8 protein-coding genes and 2 pseudogenes are annotated in these 17,646 nt (G+C 67.3%); 1 reads left to right on the top strand and 9 read right to left on the bottom strand.

The features are described 5' to 3' along the window. Positions 1–30 precede the first annotated feature (30 nt). Entirely contained in the window at positions 31–6,006 is a 5,976-nt protein-coding gene (locus GLA29479_RS24390) for a hypothetical protein (protein ID WP_057971247.1), read from the bottom strand. 39 nt (positions 6,007–6,045) lie between these two features. Next, positions 6,046–6,657, bottom strand: a pseudogene (locus tag GLA29479_RS26105) (ESPR-type extended signal peptide-containing protein); the annotation flags it as partial. Positions 6,658–7,364: 707 nt separating this feature from the next. Between GLA29479_RS26105 and GLA29479_RS07675 the strand changes: the two are divergent. Then, positions 7,365–7,766: a hypothetical protein gene (locus GLA29479_RS07675; RefSeq protein WP_057971246.1), complete on the top strand. Its 402-nt coding sequence runs from the start codon at positions 7,365–7,367 to the stop codon at positions 7,764–7,766. Positions 7,767–7,864: 98 nt separating this feature from the next. On the opposite strand, the gene GLA29479_RS07670 is transcribed toward GLA29479_RS07675, so the two are convergent. From GLA29479_RS07670 to GLA29479_RS07640, 7 genes and pseudogenes are all read right to left on the bottom strand, one after another. Continuing rightward, positions 7,865–10,930 (bottom strand): autotransporter domain-containing protein, encoded by a 3,066-nt coding sequence (locus GLA29479_RS07670; protein ID WP_057971245.1) that lies wholly within the window; start codon positions 10,928–10,930, stop codon positions 7,865–7,867. A 608-nt stretch (positions 10,931–11,538) separates the two neighbouring features. Further along, positions 11,539–14,406, bottom strand: coding sequence for a M16 family metallopeptidase (locus GLA29479_RS07665; RefSeq protein ID WP_082638387.1), 2,868 nt, complete (start codon positions 14,404–14,406; stop codon positions 11,539–11,541). Between the two features lie 226 nt (positions 14,407–14,632). Beyond that, complete coding sequence (locus tag GLA29479_RS07660; protein WP_057918204.1) at positions 14,633–14,902, bottom strand: hypothetical protein; 270 nt, start codon at positions 14,900–14,902, stop codon at positions 14,633–14,635. A gap of 266 nt (positions 14,903–15,168) precedes the next feature. Next, complete coding sequence (locus tag GLA29479_RS07655; RefSeq protein WP_057918205.1) at positions 15,169–15,555, bottom strand: hypothetical protein; 387 nt, start codon at positions 15,553–15,555, stop codon at positions 15,169–15,171. Positions 15,556–15,764: 209 nt separating this feature from the next. Further along, positions 15,765–15,965, bottom strand: coding sequence for a hypothetical protein (locus GLA29479_RS07650; RefSeq protein ID WP_144436396.1), 201 nt, complete (start codon positions 15,963–15,965; stop codon positions 15,765–15,767). 282 nt (positions 15,966–16,247) lie between these two features. Beyond that, positions 16,248–16,691 carry a hypothetical protein gene (locus GLA29479_RS07645; RefSeq protein ID WP_057918207.1) on the bottom strand — a complete coding sequence of 148 codons (444 nt, stop codon included), beginning with the start codon at positions 16,689–16,691 and terminating at the stop codon, positions 16,248–16,250. A 382-nt stretch (positions 16,692–17,073) separates the two neighbouring features. Next, positions 17,074–17,493, bottom strand: a pseudogene (locus tag GLA29479_RS07640) (GNAT family N-acetyltransferase); the annotation flags it as partial. Between the last annotated feature and the right edge of the window lie 153 nt (positions 17,494–17,646).

The raw sequence follows: 17,646 nt of genomic DNA, 5'->3' as shown, positions 1-17,646 counted from the left end.
TGCGCGCGAGGCGGGCCGGGCCGTGCCTACTCAATCGCCGAGCACACCGCTGACGCCGATGTACGCGCCGATGCCGTCGCTGTTGCTCGATGCACCGCCTTCCAGGCTCCAGCGCCCGTTGTCGGCGGTATGCCGCAGGCTGACGCCGAACGCGGCTTCGCTCTTGTAAGCGCCGAAGCCTGCGTAGTACGTCGTGCGACCGGCCACGTAGGGCGCCGGCTTGATCGCGATCGCGGTGGCGATGCCCGAGTGCATGTTGCGTTCCAGGCGGCGGACGTCGTCGCCGAGCTTCCACACGTCGTTGCGGACCGTGGCGACCTGGCTGTCGGTGTAGCTGTTGGCCGTGGTCACCGCTTGCCCCAACTGGCTGACGTTGACCGCATCGGTCGGGGCCTTGCCGGCCGCGACGTTGCGCAGGGTGGTCTCGCCGCTGCCGTTCGGGTTGAAGGTCACGCTGTTGGTGTTGTTGCTGCCGTCGGCGTTCTTGTCGTACTGCAGGCCGCCGGTGGTGAAGCCCTTCAACTGCGCGACATTGACCGCATCGGTGTCGGACGTACCGGCCGCGACGTTGCTCACCCGGCGTTCGTTGCCGGCCGAACCGACCGACACGGTGCCTTCCTGGTTCGCCACCGAACCGGCGCCCAGGGCCACGGCATTGTTCGCCGAGGCGATGGCGCCGTTGCCGAGCGCGGTGCTGCCGGTGCCGGAAGCCACCGCGCCTGCGCCGCCCGCCGAAGCATTGGCGCCGCTGACCGTCGGCGCCGCGGTGTTGTCCTGGCTCACCTGGAACAGACCCGCCGAGCCGTTCTTGACGCTGTTGACGTCGCCTTCGACGGTGCTGATGCGGTTGTCGTACTGGGCGACGTTGCCGGCGATCTGGTCGACCCGCGTGTCGGTGTAGGCATTGGCCTGGGTCACCGCATCGTTCACGCCGGCCTGCAACTGGCCGACGTTGACCGCGTCGTCCGCCGCCGAGCCCGCCGCCACGCCGCCGATGGTGCGGCCGCCGACCTGGACCTGGCCGGTCGAGTTGCTGCTGCCGACATAAGCCGCGTTGTAGCCGCTCTGCGCGCCGGCCGTGGTCGACGAACCGGCACCGAGCGCGACCGAGTTGGCATGGCCGGCGACCGAATCGCGGCCCACCGCCACGGCGTTCCCGGCCGAGGCGGTGGCGTTGTAGCCCACCGCGCTCGAACCCACCGCCTGCGCATGCGCATCCGCCTCGGCCAGGCCGGTGTCGTTGGTGCGCGCATAGCGCGTACCGCGGCCGTTCTGGCTGATGTAGGTCGCATCGTTCGGGCCGGCGACGTTGTAGAGCTGGGCGCCGTTGACCGCATCGGTCGAAGTGGCGGACACCTCGCCCTGGGCCAGGTTGGTGATCTTGCTGCCGCCGGTGACACCGCCATCGGTGCTGGTCGGGCCTGCCAGGGTCGCCTTGCTGTAGTCGACTTCGCCCGGGTCGATCTCGCCGTCCGCATCGAGGTCGTTCCAGTCGTACTTCACCGAACGCTGCTCGGCCTGGGTGGCGCTGGTCGCCACCGCCTTGAGCTGGCCGACATTCGCCGCGTCGGTGTCTTCCGAGCCCGCGGCGACGCCGGTGACGCGGCGGTTGCCGACGTTGACCTCGCCGGTCGCGGTGCCGCCGACCAGGTAGGCCGCATTGCCCAACGTGCTGCCGTTGGCGACCGAACCCGCACCGAGCGCGACGCTGCCGGCATGGCTGGCCTGGCTGCCGCGACCGATCGCGACCGCATCGGCAGCCGAGCTGGTGGCGTTGTAACCCACCGCGGTCGAACCCACGCCCTGGGCGTGCGCATCGTCCTCGGCCAGGCCGGTGTCGTTGGTGCGCGCATAACGCGTACCGCGGCCGTTCTGCTGCAGGTAAGCCGGGTCGGTCGGGCCCATCTGGTTCTTGATGTTGGTGATGTCGCCTTCGTTGGTGGTGACGCGGTTGTCGAGGTTGGCGATATCGCCTTCGTTGGTGGTCACACGGCTGTCGAGCGCGGCCACGTCCTGGTTGGTCTGGAACAGTTGCGAGCCGTTGACCGCATCGGTGCTCGCCGCGCTCAGATCGGCGGGAGCCACGTTGACGATCTTGTTCGGGCCGGTGCCGAGATGGTTGGCGTTATACGCACCGGCACCGCCGTTCGCGGTCGGGTCCCACAGCAGCGAGTCCTGGCCCAGCGAGGTAATCTTGCTGTCCACCGCCTTGAGCTGGCTGATGTTGGCCGCATCGGTATCGACCGCGCCCGCTGCCACATTGGTTAGGCGGCGTTCGGCACCGGCCGCACCGACCGACACTTCGCCGACCGGTGCCGTACCGGCCACCGCGTAGGTCGAGGCCGGCGGCACGTAGGCCGCAGTGCCGAGGGTGGCGCCGTTGGCGACCGCATTGGCGCCGAGCGCGACGCTGCCGGCATGGCTGGCCTGACTGTCCGCGCCGATCGCGATGGCGAGTTCCGCACTCGAAGCAGCGAAATGACCCAAGGCCAACGAGCGCCTGCCCGAGGCTTTGGCCTCGATGCCCAGAGCCGACGAAAAGTCGCCGGAAGCGTCCGAAAGGACGCCCACGGACGTCGCAAACACACCGCTGGCCGTGGCTTCGTCGCCCACGGCGAGCGAGTGTCTGCCACTCGCACGCGCGTTATCGCCCAAGGCGATGGCGTACTCCCCGGTGCTCTGCGCACCGGAACCGATCGCTGTGGCGCTGAGCTGGTTGGCGACCGAATTTTCGCCGATCGCAAGCGTCTCTTCGGCCGACGCTTGGGCGTTATAGCCTATCGCGGTTGAATTGGCGCCGGTCGCGAAGGCGTCCGACTCGGGCAAGCCGGTGTCGTTGGTACGCACATAACGCACGCCGTGCCCATTGGCATCCTGATAGGCCTGGTCGGTCGGGCCGACCACATTGTTGAGCGCGGCGATGTCGCCCTCGTTCGTGGTCACGCGAGTGCCGAGCGCCGCGACGTCCTGGTTGGTCTGGAACAGCTGAGAACCGTTGACCGCCTCGGTGCTGGCCGCACTCAGATCGGCGGCGGTGACGCCGCTGATCTTGCCGCTGCCGCCATCGTTGACAACGACGTTGCCGAACTTCGGCGCGTCGGCCAGCTGCACGTTGATCGCGCCGGTGGTCGGGTCGGTCACCGTCTTGATGTTGCCGCCGCTGTAGCTGCCGGCTGCGGTTGCATCGCCACGGATCGACAAGGTCTGGCCGAGATCGCGGTGCACATCGCCTGCGGCATTGTCGTTGCCGGTGAAGTTCAGGCCCAGCGAGGTGGAGCCGCCAGCCACGGCATCCAGCTGGCTCTTGTTGACGCCATCGGTACCTGCAACACCCGCGGCGACATTGGTGATGACCTGTCCGCCGGCGTTGATGCCGGCCGAGGTCACGCTCGGGCCGCCGGCGATGGTCAGGCCGGTGTTGTTGAGCGTGGTGGCACCCGCGGTGACGCTGTTGACGGTGATGTCGTCGGCCAGATCGAAGGCGACGTTATCGTCGGCGCCGGTCTTGCTGACCACGATGTTGCCGTCGGTGTTGTTGAAGTCGACGGTCTCGCCCGGGGCCACGTTGGTGCTGTTGGCGCCCTGCGCGGAGACGTTGAAGCCCGCGTTGGCGGTCGCACCGACCGCATCGAGCTGGCTCTTGTTGACGCCATCGGTCGCGGCCACGCCGGCAGCAACATTGGTGATCACCTGGCCGCCGGCATTGATGCCGGCCGCGGTCACACTCGGGCCGCCGGCGATGGTCAGGCCGGTGCTGTTGAGCGTGGTGGCGCCGGCGGTGACGCTGTTGACGGTGATGTCGTCGGCCAGGTCGAAGCTGACGTTGTCGTCGGCGCCGGTCTTGCTGACCACGATATTGCCGTCGGTGTTGTTGAGGTCGACGGTCTCGCCCGGGGCCACATTGGTGGCGTTGGCGCCCTGCGCGGAGACATTGAAGCCCGCGTTGGCGGTCGCGCCGACTGCGTCGAGCTGGCTCTTGTTGACGCCATCGGTCGCGGCCACGCCGGCAGCGACATTGGTGATGACCTGACCGCCGGCGTTGATGCCGGCCGCGGTCACGCTCGGGCCGCCGGTGATGGTCAGACCCGTGCTGTTGAGCGTAGTGGCACCGGCGGTGACGCTGTTGACGGTGATGTCGTCGGCCAGCTCGAAGCTGACGTTGTCGTCCGCGCCGGTCTTGCTGACGACGATGTTGCCGTCGGTGTTGTTGAGGTCGATGGTCTGGCCCGGGGCCACGTTGGTGCTGTTGGCGCCCTGCGCGGAGACGTTGAAGCCCGCATTCGCGGTCGCGCCGACTGCGTCGAGCTGGCTCTTGTTGACGCCGTCGGTGCCGGCAACGCCCGCGGCGACATTGCTGATCACCTGGTTGCCGGCATTGATGCCGGCCGCGGTCACGCTCGGGCCGCCGGTGATGGTCAGACCCGTGCTGTTGAGCGTGGTGGCACCGGCGGTGACGCTGTTGACGGTGATGTCGTCGGCCAGGTCGAAGGCGACGTTATCGTCGGCCCCGGTCTTGCTGACCACGATATTGCCGTCGGTATTGTTGAGGTCGACGGTCTGGCCCGGGGCCACGTTGGTGCTGTTGGCGCCCTGCGCGCTGACGTTGAAGCCCGCATTGGCGGTCGCGCCGACCGCATCGAGCTGGCTCTTGTTGACGCCGTCGGTCGCGGCAACACCCGCGGCGACGTTGCTGATGACCTGGCCGCCGGCATTGATGCCGGCCGCGGTCACGCTCGGGCCGCCAGAGATGACCAGACCGGTGTTGTCGAGTCGGCTGTTGCCGGCGGTGACGCTGTTGACGGTGATGTCGTCGGCCAGGTCGAAGTTGACGTTGTTGTCGCCCGCGACCTTGCTGACGGCGATGTTGCCGTCGGTGTTGCGCAGATCGACCGCCTCGCTCGGGTCGACGTTGGAGCCGTTGGCACCCTGCGCGGTGAGGCTGAAGCCGGCGCCGGCGGCCTGCACCGCCTGGTTGGTCGCGAACAACTGGCTGCCGTTGACGGCATCGGTGCTGGTGCCGCTGAGGCGGCCCGCGGCGACGTTGGTAACGGTGCGCTCGGCACCCGCCGTGCCCACGCTGACCGTGCTGGTCGGCGCGGTGCCGGCGAAGTTGTAGGTGGTGCCGCGGATCACGGTGCTGGCGGTGCCGACCGCGGCGGCGGCCGCCGAACCGCTGCCCAGTGCGACGCTGCGCGCGATGCCGGCCGAGGCGCCGTCGCCGATGGCCACCGCGCCTGCGGCGCCGGCCGAGCTGGCGTTGCCGAGCGCCACCGAGCCCTGCCCGGTCGCGGTGTTGAGGTTGCCCAAGGCCACGGCACCCTGGCCGTTGGCTGTGTTGTCCGCACCCACCGCCACCGCACCGGTGCCGGTCGCGGTATTCGGGTCGCCGATGGCGACCGCGCCGTTGCCGTTGGCGGTCTGGGCGCGGCCGATGGCTACGGCGCCGCCGATGGCGGTGCTGGAGTTGGCGGTGGTGCCGGTCGAACCGATGGCGACGTTGCGACCGGTTGCGCCGGACACGACGCCATCGCCCTGAGCGATGCCGAAGGCGCCGTTGACGGTGGCGCCACGGCCTAGGGCAATGCCCGAAGTGTTCGCTGCGCCGACCCCGGCCGCGCGTCCGATCGCGATTGAATCGACGGCGTTAGCCCGGGCCGCTCCTACCGCGCTGGGGCCGGCGCCAAGGGCGACGGCGCCCGCAGCGGTCGCTTGCGCGAACTCGCCGAGGGCAACCGATTCGGTGCCGGTCGCGTCGGACTCGGTGCCTACCGAAGTGGAATGTAAGCCGGATGCAGTGGCCAGGTAGCCCACCGCGGTGGCACTGACGGCTGAGGCGCTGGCTGAATCTCCGAAGGCCGAGGCGTACTGGGCAGATGCCGTGGCCGATTGACCGAGTGCGACGGTATCCAGGGCATTGGCCTTGGCCTTGTTGCCGATGGCGATACTGCCGACGCTGGTCTCGCTGACGTCGGCGTCACGGCCGATCGCGATGGCGTCGATGGCCAAGGCCTCGGCTGCCGAAGCCTCAGTAAAGCTACCGCCCAGGGCGATAGCGCCCGCGCCTTTCGCATGCGCGTTCTCGCCTACGGCGATGGATTCGGTAGCATCCGCCTTAGACAAGGTGCCTATTGCCGTGGAATAAGTCCCCGCGGCATTCGCATCCTTGCCTACCGCGGTGGCACTGGTTTCAGTAGCCTGGGCGCCCGTTCCTAAGGCAGTGGAGTGATCGCCCGTTGCGTCAGCACTCATGCCTACGGCCGTCGCATTGGTTTTGGTAGCGGAGGCTTGCATGCCGAGAGCAGTGGATTGCGCGCCGGCACCGCTCGCGCCCGCGCCAAGAGCAGTCGCTTGGACACCAGCCGCTCTCGATTGATGGCCAATGGTGACCGCTTGAGTACCAGTGGCTATGGCTTCGGTACCCACCGCCACCGAGTTTCCCGCCGCGCTCGACCCAGTGCCGCAAGCAAACCCAGTCGTTCCCTGGACGCACTCAATCGCGAACGCTTGAGGCACGGGGACCGTCATCATCATGAAAGCCACCGTCACCACCGCCGACGAAGCCTTCCGCGCCTGCTTCTTGCCGCCCTTAGCCAACTCCGAAGCGACCACCCAGGTTCCCAGGCTCTTGCTCCACACCTTGCAGTAAATAAAGTTCATCGGTCATTCCCCTTCGCCTTCCCGGCGATTCGTTCAGTTGTGAATACCGATCTCGGACCGATATCCGCCCGCGGTTAACACGCCCCGTGAAAGGCGAACCGTGTAATGGAGGGTGTTGAATGCCGATGCGCTGCCGTTCGATCGCTCGAACCGTGGCCGACCCGGGTGCGGCCGATGGACCTGCCATCGAATCCCCCGCCGGTCAGCCGGCCAGCCAGTCGGCCGTGTCGCTGTCCCTATGGCGGGCAGACTAGGCACACCGATCGAAGCGGGCATCTAAGGAGATATATTTTTTTTGTGATTTTTTCTCGCCGTTCTGGCGCCGCGTCCGTCGACAAAGCTGAACATCCACGGGGCTTCCGGCCTTGCCGCGAAAGCCTTTGGCGGACAAGCCTGACGGCGGCCCGCGGCCCGCTGAGGCCGGTTTCGGTCGCAAAATAACGAGACTTGATCCACAAAAAAATGCGGGGCAATGCCGGTTCAGAGATCTCGAGAAGAAAAATTGATCTTTCCCCGCAAGCGTTCCGGCGCGAAATGAACGCTACTGAGCGGATGCCCCACCCGCTGGGACAGACCGCTGCCGCCCGCCCTGCACGCTGATGCAGGGGCGGTCCCGCGAGGGCCGGCACCGGCCTGCCCGTACCCCATCTGACGGATTCCTCCGCCGCGTCGCTGCGCCCCGTGCGTCTTCACCTTCCGAGAGCGTCATGACCGAAGCCGAGTTCGAGATCTTCATGGATTCCCTTCGGGTCCCGGGCTCGACCCATATTTCGCCGAAGCGGGTCATCGCCGCCCTGGGCATCCGGGCCAAGGACCTCAGCGCGATCTCCAACCCGCACGGCAAGGCCACGATCCGCAATCCGCATGGCTCGGCGAAACTGCAGCTCGCGCTGCGCAACCTGGTGCGGATCCTGTCGGCGGCCAAGGCCAACCATGAGAATGCCGAGCAGATGCTGTATTGGTTCATGAATTACCCCATTCCGCAGTTCTATTACCGGACCCCGTTCGAGCTGTACGCCGACGCGCGCACCGAGGAACTGCTGTCGCTGTTGTCGATCGGCGCGCACCAGCAAGCAGCCGGCGAGGTCGCCGACGCGCGCAAACGCTGAACCCGATACGCCGGCGTACAAGGCTCGCTCTCGCGCGGACATAAAGAAAGCCACGACGGTCGCGACCGTCGTGGCTTTGGGTGCCCCCTCGGGTCGGCTCAGAAGCGCAGCGAATAGCGCGCGTTGATGCCGTGGTCGTGCGCCTCGTCGGCGAACTGGCCGCTGTAGTTCAGTTCCAGCAGGCTGCTCGTGCTCAGCCGTGCCGCCACGCCGGCTTCGACCAGGGTGGCGTCTTCGCCCAAGGGCGCACCGGCCACGCTGAAGGCATCGCCGCCGCGCCACGCGACTTGCGTCTGCGGCGTCAGTTCGCCGCCGGCATGACGACGGGCCAGGCCGCCGCGCAGGCTCAGCCAGCTCTGGTCCTGCTGTGCGCCCTTCAGGCCGACATCGAAGCGCAGGCCGAGCGTCGACAGGTCGACGCGGCTTTCGGCGGCGCGGCCGTCCAAAGCCGCGGCACCGCCGCTTTCCCGGAAGGCATCGCTCTTCACCCGCACCTGGGCGAATTGCGCATACGGCTCGAAGCCCCAGGCACCGGCCTGCAGGCGATACGCGCCTTCGACGAAGCCCTGGCGGGTGTCGGCGTCGTAAGACGCGCGAGTGCGATCGGCGAAACCGTCGAAACCGATGCGGCGATCCAGGTCCACGCTCTGGCGCGCGACGGCGACGCCGGCGCTGAGGCCGAACGCACCGAATTGGCGGCCGCCATACACGCCGAACTGGGTGCCGCGGATGCGGCCTTGGTCGAGACGGCCGTTGTCGCTGTCGATGCGGCCGCGGCCGGCGAGCACGCCGAAGCGCCAGCCGCCGTCGAAGCGGTAGTCGTAACCGAGCAGCGTCGTCGAGCCGCGGTACTCGTTGCGCGCGGCATTGCCGTCGCCATCGAGGGTGCCGCCCGACTTCAGCAGTTCGATCCACGCGCCTAGCGCTGCGCCCTCGCCCTCGCCGGCCAGGCCGCCGCCGTGGCGCGCGCGCACCAGCGCGGCTTCGCGCAGGTGGCGGCTGTCGTCGAGCAGGATCGAACGCAGGCTGGCATGGCCTTCGCCGCTCAGCGAGTCCAGCGCGGCCAGCGCCTGTTCCGGGAACAACTGGGTCAGCGGTTGCGGCAGGCCCTGCCCGACCGCGAGGCGATCGGCCGCGCCTGCGGCCGCGAGTTGGTTGCGGGTGCGCGCCACCGAAGCGAACGAGGCGCCGCGATCGACGCTCAGATCGACTTGGTTGGCGGCATAGCTCAGGCCGAACTTCAGAAACGGCGACAGCCAGGCCTGTTCCAGAGCCGCGAACTGCCCGGCGACGCCGCCGGCCGCGTTGATCACGTTGAAGCGCTGGCCGAGCAGGTACTGCCCCGGCGCGTACGCCACCTGCAAGGCGCCGCCTTCGATGGTCGCCTTGCCGCTCACCTCGATGCGGTCGGCGCGGCCGTCGGAGGCCAGTTCGACGAGGTAGCTGGAACCGGCGGCCTGCACATAGTCGCCCTGCACGCTCAAGGTGCCGATGGAATTACCCGGCGACACCCGGCCCTGCATCAGCACGTCGCCGACGATGCGGCCGCTGCCGGCGAGTTCGCCCTGGGCCCGCACCGGCAGCGATGCGCTCGCCAGGCTGCCGTTGACCAACAAGGTGCCGCCTTCGACCTGGGTCGCATAACGGTTGTCGCCGGTGAGTTCCAGCACGCCCTGTTTGACCTTGAGGCCGCCGAAGGCGTTGTCGCCGCTCAGGCGCAACCAGCCCGCGCCGGACTTGCTCAACACGCCCGGGCCGCCGATGTCGTTGCGCCAGTCGTCCCAGGCATCGCCTTCCCAGACCTTGAGGCCGCCGGCGGCGCGGTCCATCACTACATCGCTGTCTTTCAGTATCTGCGCGGGCCCGTCGATCGCCTTCTTCAGGTCGATCAGGCCCCAGCCGTAGATCTCATCGACCCCGGCCACGCCGAGGTCGGCCGCCGTCGTCAACAACACGTCGCGCACCTGCGGGCCGCTCAGGTAGGGGAAGCGCTCGAACAACAGCCCCATCGCGCCGATCGCATGCGGCGCGGCCATCGAGGTGCCGCTGAGGTCGGCGTAGTTCAACACCGGCTTGGTCTGGCCCAGGCGGATCTGCAGGGCTTCCTCGCCGGTGAGCTCGCCTTCGATCTGCCCCTGCAAGGAGCCGCCGATGCTGGTCGAGTTGATCAAGGTGCCGGGCGCGGCCACGCACCAGTCCTTGGTGTAGGCGCAGATGCTGGAGCTCGGCGAAATGACGTAACCGCCGTCGCCGGAGCGCTGCACGTTCGCCACGCTGAGCCAGTACGGCTGCGCTTCGGGGCGGAACGCCGCCATGCCGGGATAGATGTTGGCGATGCGCCCGGAGTCGTTGCCCAAGGCGACGACGTTGACGATGCCGTGGCGGATCGCGCCGTCCATGTAGGCATCGTAGGAAGACTGATAGTCGCGATAGGTCTGTTCGACCGCGGCCAGGGTGTTGGCCTGCGGCGAGTTGGCGATCGGCAGCCAGATTTCCAGGTTCGCCGCACGCACGCCGTGCTCGCTGAGTTGCCGATAGAAATCCGTGACCACCTCGGCCTCGCCGCCGACGCCACTGCTGGCGATGGCGGCGCGTTTCCAGGTGCCGTCGGCGCCCTGGTCCCAGCGATAGATGGTGTCGCCGAAGAAACGCGCCGTCACCAACCGCGAGCCCATCGCGACGCCGTGCATGCCGACGCCGTCGCGCTGCGCGACCATGGTGCCGGCGACGTGGGTGCCGTGATTGCCGTAGCCGGCGTACTGGTACGGCGCAGTCCTGGCCGGATAGACGAAGCTGAATTCGCGCGTGGGCGCATCGCCGCGTGTCGAGAAGCAGCGGCCCGGCCCGCGGAAGACGATGACGCCGGGGTCGGATACGCAGCCTGGCTCGGCCAGGGCCAGACTGACGTGCCCGCGCCCGGCGAATTCGGAATGATCCTGGGCCACGCCGCTGTCGTACTGGCCCAAGGCGATGCCCGCACCGGTGAGGCCGCGCGCGTAGGCGTGGTGGGCGTTGATCGCGCCCAGGCCCCAGTCCTTCTCGAACTCCTTGCTGCGCCAACTGTCGGCATCGCCGTAGCGGCCGTCGTGTTCTCCCGGTGCGGCGACTTGCGCCGACGAAGGCGCGGATGCGAACAACAGGGCGCAAGCGATCGCGAGGGACAAAGGTCGAGCGCGTGCGCTGAGCGCACGGGGAACCGCAACCGGGGCAATACGGGATGGCATGGAGCTTGGATCCTCAGAGAAGTAACGATGAAAGCCGGCGACGACGAACGCCGGCTGTTGGTTCCGATCTGCTGCAATAACGTCATGACCGCCGCATCCCCCTACGCCGAAGCGCGTCATACGTGACGATATTCACGATCGCTCCGACCACAAGCCCGCGATCAAGACCTCGAATGCGCAACGCAGCGCCGAGGAAACACGAACGAATCGAAAGCGCATGGCGTCCGTTTCTTGCGAATGCGAGCCATCGCCTTGTCTATAAGGAGAACGCAGCTTCATCGGCATCGCATGGCAAGCACCGTCTCGATCTTGTAACGCATGCAGGACAACAACACCCCAACGCTGTCACACATGCGATCGCACGCTCCGAAGGTCTTCGCTCAGAACCTTCCAGGCACTGCGCCGGTTCGGCCTGCAACGAATCGGCGCGAGCGATCGGAAAGAAACTCCGCATCGGTATCGACGAACTCGACCACGTCGGAATCGTTACCGGAGTTCGGCCCTGCGGCTGGGCTCATACGGCAAGGTCGATGCAGCGCGCGATCGCGTCACCGCACCGCGGCCTCGCCGACGACGGGCGGCACCGCGCCGCTTTCGATACTTGGCTCGCTGGCGGTGGCCGCGCCGTTATCGCGCTGGGCCTCGGGCCCGGCCTGATCGATGTCGCCGGCCACGTAAAAGCTGAACTGTTCCGGCTTGAGATATTTCCGGATCGCGGCATTCACCGTATCGGCGCTGAGCGCGGCCATCTTCCGATCGAACTCGACCAGGAAGTCCAGGCTGCGGCCGTAATACAGCAGACCGCCGAGCATGGAGGCCAAGCCGTCATCGTGAGTGAGGGCTTGCTGCTGCTCGGCGCGCATCGCCGTCGCCACGGTGCGCACTTCATTGGCGCTCACGCCATCGCGCAGCAGGCGAGCGAGCTCTTCGCGCACGCTGCGCTCGACTTGAGCGAGGTTCTGCGGAGCGGAGGTCGCGTGGATCATCCAGCTGCCGGCATCGTCGCGACCGTCGGGACTGGACTGGGCATCGAGCCTGCTGGTGACGCTGTAACTCAGCCCGCCCCGAGCGCGAATCCGCTGCCCCAGCCGCGAGTCGATGCTATGGCCGCCGAGAATCCGGTTCGCCACGTTCAACGCGACAGCGTCGTCGGTGTATTCGGCCAAGGGAATATTGCTGCGCGCCAACAGCACGCCGCTGTCTTTGTCCGGCATGGCGAAGGTGCGGTGCTCGGCCGGGACCGCGACATGGCGCCTGGCGATCGGTGCATGCGCGCGCGGGGCCTTCCAATCGGCGAACAGCCGGCGCAGTTCCCGCTCGGTCTCGACCGGGTCGAAATCGCCGACCACGCTGATCACCCCGTTCGCGGTGCCGTAAAAGTCACGGTGAAACGCCCGCACTTGCTCGCCGGTGAGCGCACGGATGTCGGCCAGGGATTGCTCGGCATCGGCCTGGCGGAACGGATGGCCGACCGGCCAGGGATCGAAATGACGCGTCATGGCTTCGCCGACGATGCTGTTCGCATCCTGGCGGGCGGCTTGCAGGCCGAGCATCGCGCGCTGCTTGTATTGCTCGACCTGGGCATCGCTATAGCGCGGCGTGCGCAGCAAGCGTTCGGCCAGGGACAAGGTTTTGCCTAATTGTTCGCGCTGCGTGTTCAGCGACAGACTCGCCGATTGCAAGCCGCCGTCCAGATCGATCATGGAATTCAATCTGGCCAGTTCCACCGCCAGTTCCGCCGCGCTCGTCTTGAAGTTTCCGTCGCCCAGCAGCGCGCCGGCGGCTTGTGCGGCCGTATCGCGGCCGCGCAAGCCGTCGACGTCGCCGAAACGGAACAGGGCCTCGACCACGACCTTGTTGCCGCGGCTCTTCTTGGGCAACAAGGCCAGGCGCAATCCATCACCGGAGCCGGTATCGATATGCACGAACCGGGTGCGTTGCCGGATATTCGCCGACGAGGCATCGAAGCGTTCGACCGTGTCGGCCTTGGCCTTGCCGACGTAATCCCATAACAGGGCGGCGGGCGACGGTGCCTCCGGGATGACGACCCGCTGCGGCGATGCGGTCGCCAGCAGGCGCCCCAGGGTGCGGTTGGCCGGCCGCAGATAGGTACGCGCGACGCGGTTCACCTGCTCGGCGTCGACTTTCTCCAGGCTGTCGCGATAACGGAAGTACAAACGCCAATCGCCGACACTGATCGCCGGGGTCAGCGCCATCGCCAGCCGGCGCACGTCGCCGAGTTCGCGAGCGAAATTCCGCCGCAGAAGCTGCTTGGCCGCGTCGACTTCCACGGCGAGGACCGGCCGCTGGGCCAGCCCTTCGACCTGAGCCAACAGAAGGTCCTCGGTGGCCGCGATGTCGCCGTCCTTCGCCAGGGTCGCGTAAGCCGTCCACAGCCCGGGGGCTCGCAGCCACTGGATGCCGGCGCCCGTGCCGACCGCCTGCCGGCTGCCGACCACCTTCGAGTACAGCCGTTCGCCCACCGGCCCCTGCAGGACTTCGCCGAGGATCTGCAAGGCCGCCGTATCGGCGTGCGTCGCCGCCGGCACGTGATATGCCGCCAAAAGCTGGCTGTAGCCGCCGACACGGCGCAGCGTGACCTCGCGCTCGCCGGCCTGCGCGGGTTCGGCCGTGTACAGCGCCTGCATCGGCGCACGGGGCCGGTCGATCTTGCCGAAACGACGGGCCACCGATTTCAGGGTCTGCGCCGGGTCGAAACCGCCGGCGATCACCAGGGTGGCGTTGTCGGGCCGGTACCAGGCGCGATAGAACGCCTGCAGCCGCTCGATGCGCGCGTTTTCGACATCGCTGCGCGCACCGATGATCCTTTTCCCGTGGTGGTGCCACTGATAGGCGGTGGCGGCCACGCTGTCGTAGAGCACGCCGGACAAATCGTCGTCGCGATTCTCCATTTCGTTGCGCACTACGGTCATTTCCCGATCGAGGTCCTCGCGTGCGACGCGCGAGTTCACCATGCGGTCGGCTTCCATGCCGAGCAACCAGTCCAGCTTGGCGGCGTCGGCGGTGAAGGAAGAATGGTAGTTGGTGTAGTCGGTCGTCGTCGTGGCGTTGGCGTCGATGCCCCGCTTGCCCAACTCCGCGAAGATATCGCGGTGAGTCGGCGTGCCCTTGAACAGCATGTGCTCGAGCAGGTGCGCCATGCCGGCTTCGCCGTAACTCTCCTGCGCCGAGCCGACACCGTAGACCAGATTGAGGGTGAGTTCCGACGCGGCGGCGTCGGGAAGCAACAGTACGCGCAGGCCGTTGCCGAGCCGATATTCGCAGACGCCTTCCACGCAGGGCCCGGCGGCGACGCCGGCGGGCGGTTTTAAAGTGTCCGCATGCGCGACGACCGATGCGAGCGACAGAACGAACAAAAACCAGGCCGATGGGGCCCGACGACGATTCGATAACATGAGCTTTCCTGAAATCTAACGAGTCGCCTGCACGCTGCAGGCGAGGCTCGCGATAGACGGAAAGCCATCGGCAATAGTTCCCACACCGGCCCGCTCACAAGTGTGATTCGGTAGGCCGGGCATTCAGCGCGAGCGAACGCGGCAACTGAAATTTAACGAGGCCTCGCGGCGTTTACGCTCGCGAGGCCCGCGGTTGGCGCAGGGTCGAAGCAGCGACGAAAACCGCTTAGAACACCTCGCGGATGTCGGTGATCTTGCCTTCGGTGATCGTGATCAACACGCTCTTGCCCGACAAGTAATACTCGAAACGCTCGGCGATGGTCGCACCGTATTTGTTCTGGATCGGGACGATGCGATCGGGTTTGCCGGCGACATGCTGGAGCGTGCCGACGGTGTCGCCGACGTTGATCAATTTGTTACCGAACGATACCGACTGGGCCCAGGCCGGCATGGCCAGACTGGTGGCCAGGGCCAGGGCGATGACGAGACTGCGCATGGGAACTCCGTTTCGCGTGGGGGAACCGCCGACCGCGGAAGGGTATCGGCGGCGGGCGATGATGGACACTCGACGCCGACGTTGCGACGAAGGCGACCAGGCCAGTGATCGCCATTAACCTAATGCCGAATGGCAGCCCGGCGATGTGATGGCGCTCTCGGTGTTACATGCCGTTACGGCGAACGGACACGCCAAGCCAAGCCTGCCCCTGCGCACTCAGAGGTTCTTCGCCGGTGCGGATGGCCCGGCGGGATTCCGGCTCCGGATCAGCCCTTGCGCCGCGCCAGGCGCCGGCGATTGGCCGACACCGTGCGCGCGACCGGCGCGAGCCCGGCCGAGAGGATGCGTTCGCCGCTCTGGGCGCCGCGCACCCACCAGTCGGCCGGCGACGGCATCGACCAGGGCGTCCAGGCACCGCTCATGACGCTGAACCAGGCGTCGTAATAGGTCTCCCAGAGTGCGCCCGACATCGCCCACGAACCCTGCACGGCGGCGGCCCACTTTTCTTCGAGCATGCGCTGCCACTCGCGTTGGTCGAGAACCGAAGGATTGGCGCCCGCCGCGGCGAAGCGCATCAGGCGCTCGGCAATCACGAAAGGCGCGGAGTACGCGACGTTGGACAACTGCGTAGTCGAATGCGTTCGGCGCGTCATGGCGGATCCCATCGTGTCGAAGAGGACCAGTCTGCCAGGGCGATGCCGTGCCGACGTGACAGCGCATCGCATTCCGCAGGCTGGCCTTTCGCTGAACGGTTCAGTCCGGGCCGCCTGTCTTTCCGATCGCGAAGATCGCGCAAAAAAAAGCCCGCCGTCGCCGGCGAGCCCAAGGAAACGAGAGAGATGAGGAGGACGGCGGATTGCGCTTACGCGGCAGGCCATTCGGGCTCGTCGGAGCCGTCGACGCGATTGAACAGATGGTCCACGCGCTGGAAGAAATCGGAGATGCTCTCGAACACCTCGTGACGCAACACCAGGCCGCTGGCCTCGCGAACGAAGTACTTGAACACCCAGCCGTTGTCGGCGCGCTCGAATTCGCCGGTCTTTTCCATGGGGGTCGGGGTCATGTCGATCTCCTTGAGATGCCGGCATCCGCCCTGCCGGCAGGGTCTGGGCGCTGCGCCCGATGAATTATCGCAAGCCGCGCTCGCACGGCCTGAGATGGCCGAAAACGCGAAACCCCGGCGTGGGCCGGGGCTTCTGGGTCGCTGCAGCAGTGCTGGCGAGGAGTGGCTGCGGGACTCATCGCCCGGCGATGTTCAAGCTTGCGGCAGCGTCATCGCGCCCGATGCCGCATGCGGTTCGCATCGCCTGCGGCCGCTTCGGCCCAGGCCACGCCGCGCGCCGGATCAACGCACCAGACGACCGCGGAACGCCGGCACCAAGGCCCCTTCGGCCAACTTGCCGTTCGGCTTCCAGACCACGGTCTGGGCCGGAAAGGATTTGTCTTTCGCATAGGCCGCAGCCTTGCCCGCGAGCAACTTGACCGCGCCGCGCGCGCCGGGATTCCAGGCGAACACGCCTTCGCGGCCGTACCAGACCACCGGCGTCTGCGAGTCCAGGCGGCGGTCCGGGCACAAGGCGTAGTTGCGTTGCTCGATCACCCGCAGGGCGGCGACGGGAATGCTTCTGATGCCGGGCCCGGTGCGTTCCGGCGAATGGTCGGGACACACGCGCGAGGCGCGCGCGATGGCTTCGTCGTAGACCTGGCGGTCGCCCGGGGCCGCCTGCGCCACGGACGCCGCGGCCAAGGCCAATCCGAAGCAGGTGAAGATCTGCCATTGGCGGTTCATGGAAACTCCTTACGTTTAACGATTGCGTTGACGCGCTTCGAGCGACGGCCCAGCAGGCCATGCAGAGCATAGCAACCGTAAATGGCTCTTCGATGCAGTACCAATGGCGGATGGACTCCATCGCAAACCAACGCGGAACGGCGGCGATGCAGGACCCGAGAGCGGCTGCAGAGCCGTTCGTCGATCGACCCCCGACGCTACCGGAAGCCTCGGGCCCGGCATGTGAAAACCGGGGTCGCACGCCGGCCGCGGGCGTCGCGGGCCTTGCTCAGCCGGCGAATCGGCTCACGACCAACTACGGCGAGCTCGGCTCAAGGCTTGCGCCCCTGCCTGCGCCCGCGCTTGCAGCGGGCGCGCCCGTGTCCGGCGCGCCTGTGCCGGCGGCATAAATATCCGGGACGTAACGCTCCATGAAGGTCTGCGGGTAGCGCGGCGCGGTGAAACCGTAACGGGCATACAGCCCGTGCGCATCGCCGGTGGCCAGGGTGAAACGGCGCAACCCCTGCAACTGCGGATGCGCCAGCACCGCCTCCATCATCCGCTTGCTGAAACCGCGGCCGCGGCATTCGGGCAACACGAACACGTCGACCAGATTGGCGAAAGTGGCGTAGTCCGACACGACGCGTGCGAACGCGACCTGGCGGTCGCCGGCGAAGCCGCCGAAACACAGCGAGTGGGCGATGGATTTCTCGACCAGGGCCAGCGGGATGCCCTGGGCCCAGGTGCTGTGCTCGGACAAAAACCGATGCACGAAGCCGATGTCGATCTGTTCGCGTTCCGAGGTGATGCGTAGTTCGTTCATTCCCCAGTCTCGATGGGTGGCCGATCGCCACGGCAAGCCGATCCCATCCGTGACGATGGATCACTGCCCATGACCCGGTAATTTTGCCGCCGATCACCGGCGCACGCATCGGCCTGCGTTCGCGGCCGGGCGGGAGCGCCGGCCGGAGTGCCG

The sequence above is a fragment of the Lysobacter antibioticus genome, assembly GCF_001442535.1.
In the GTDB taxonomy this organism is placed as follows: Bacteria; Pseudomonadota; Gammaproteobacteria; order Xanthomonadales; family Xanthomonadaceae; genus Lysobacter; species Lysobacter antibioticus.
The sequence above is the reverse complement of the archived record's forward strand: the minus strand, read 5'-3'. Positions and strand labels throughout refer to the sequence as shown.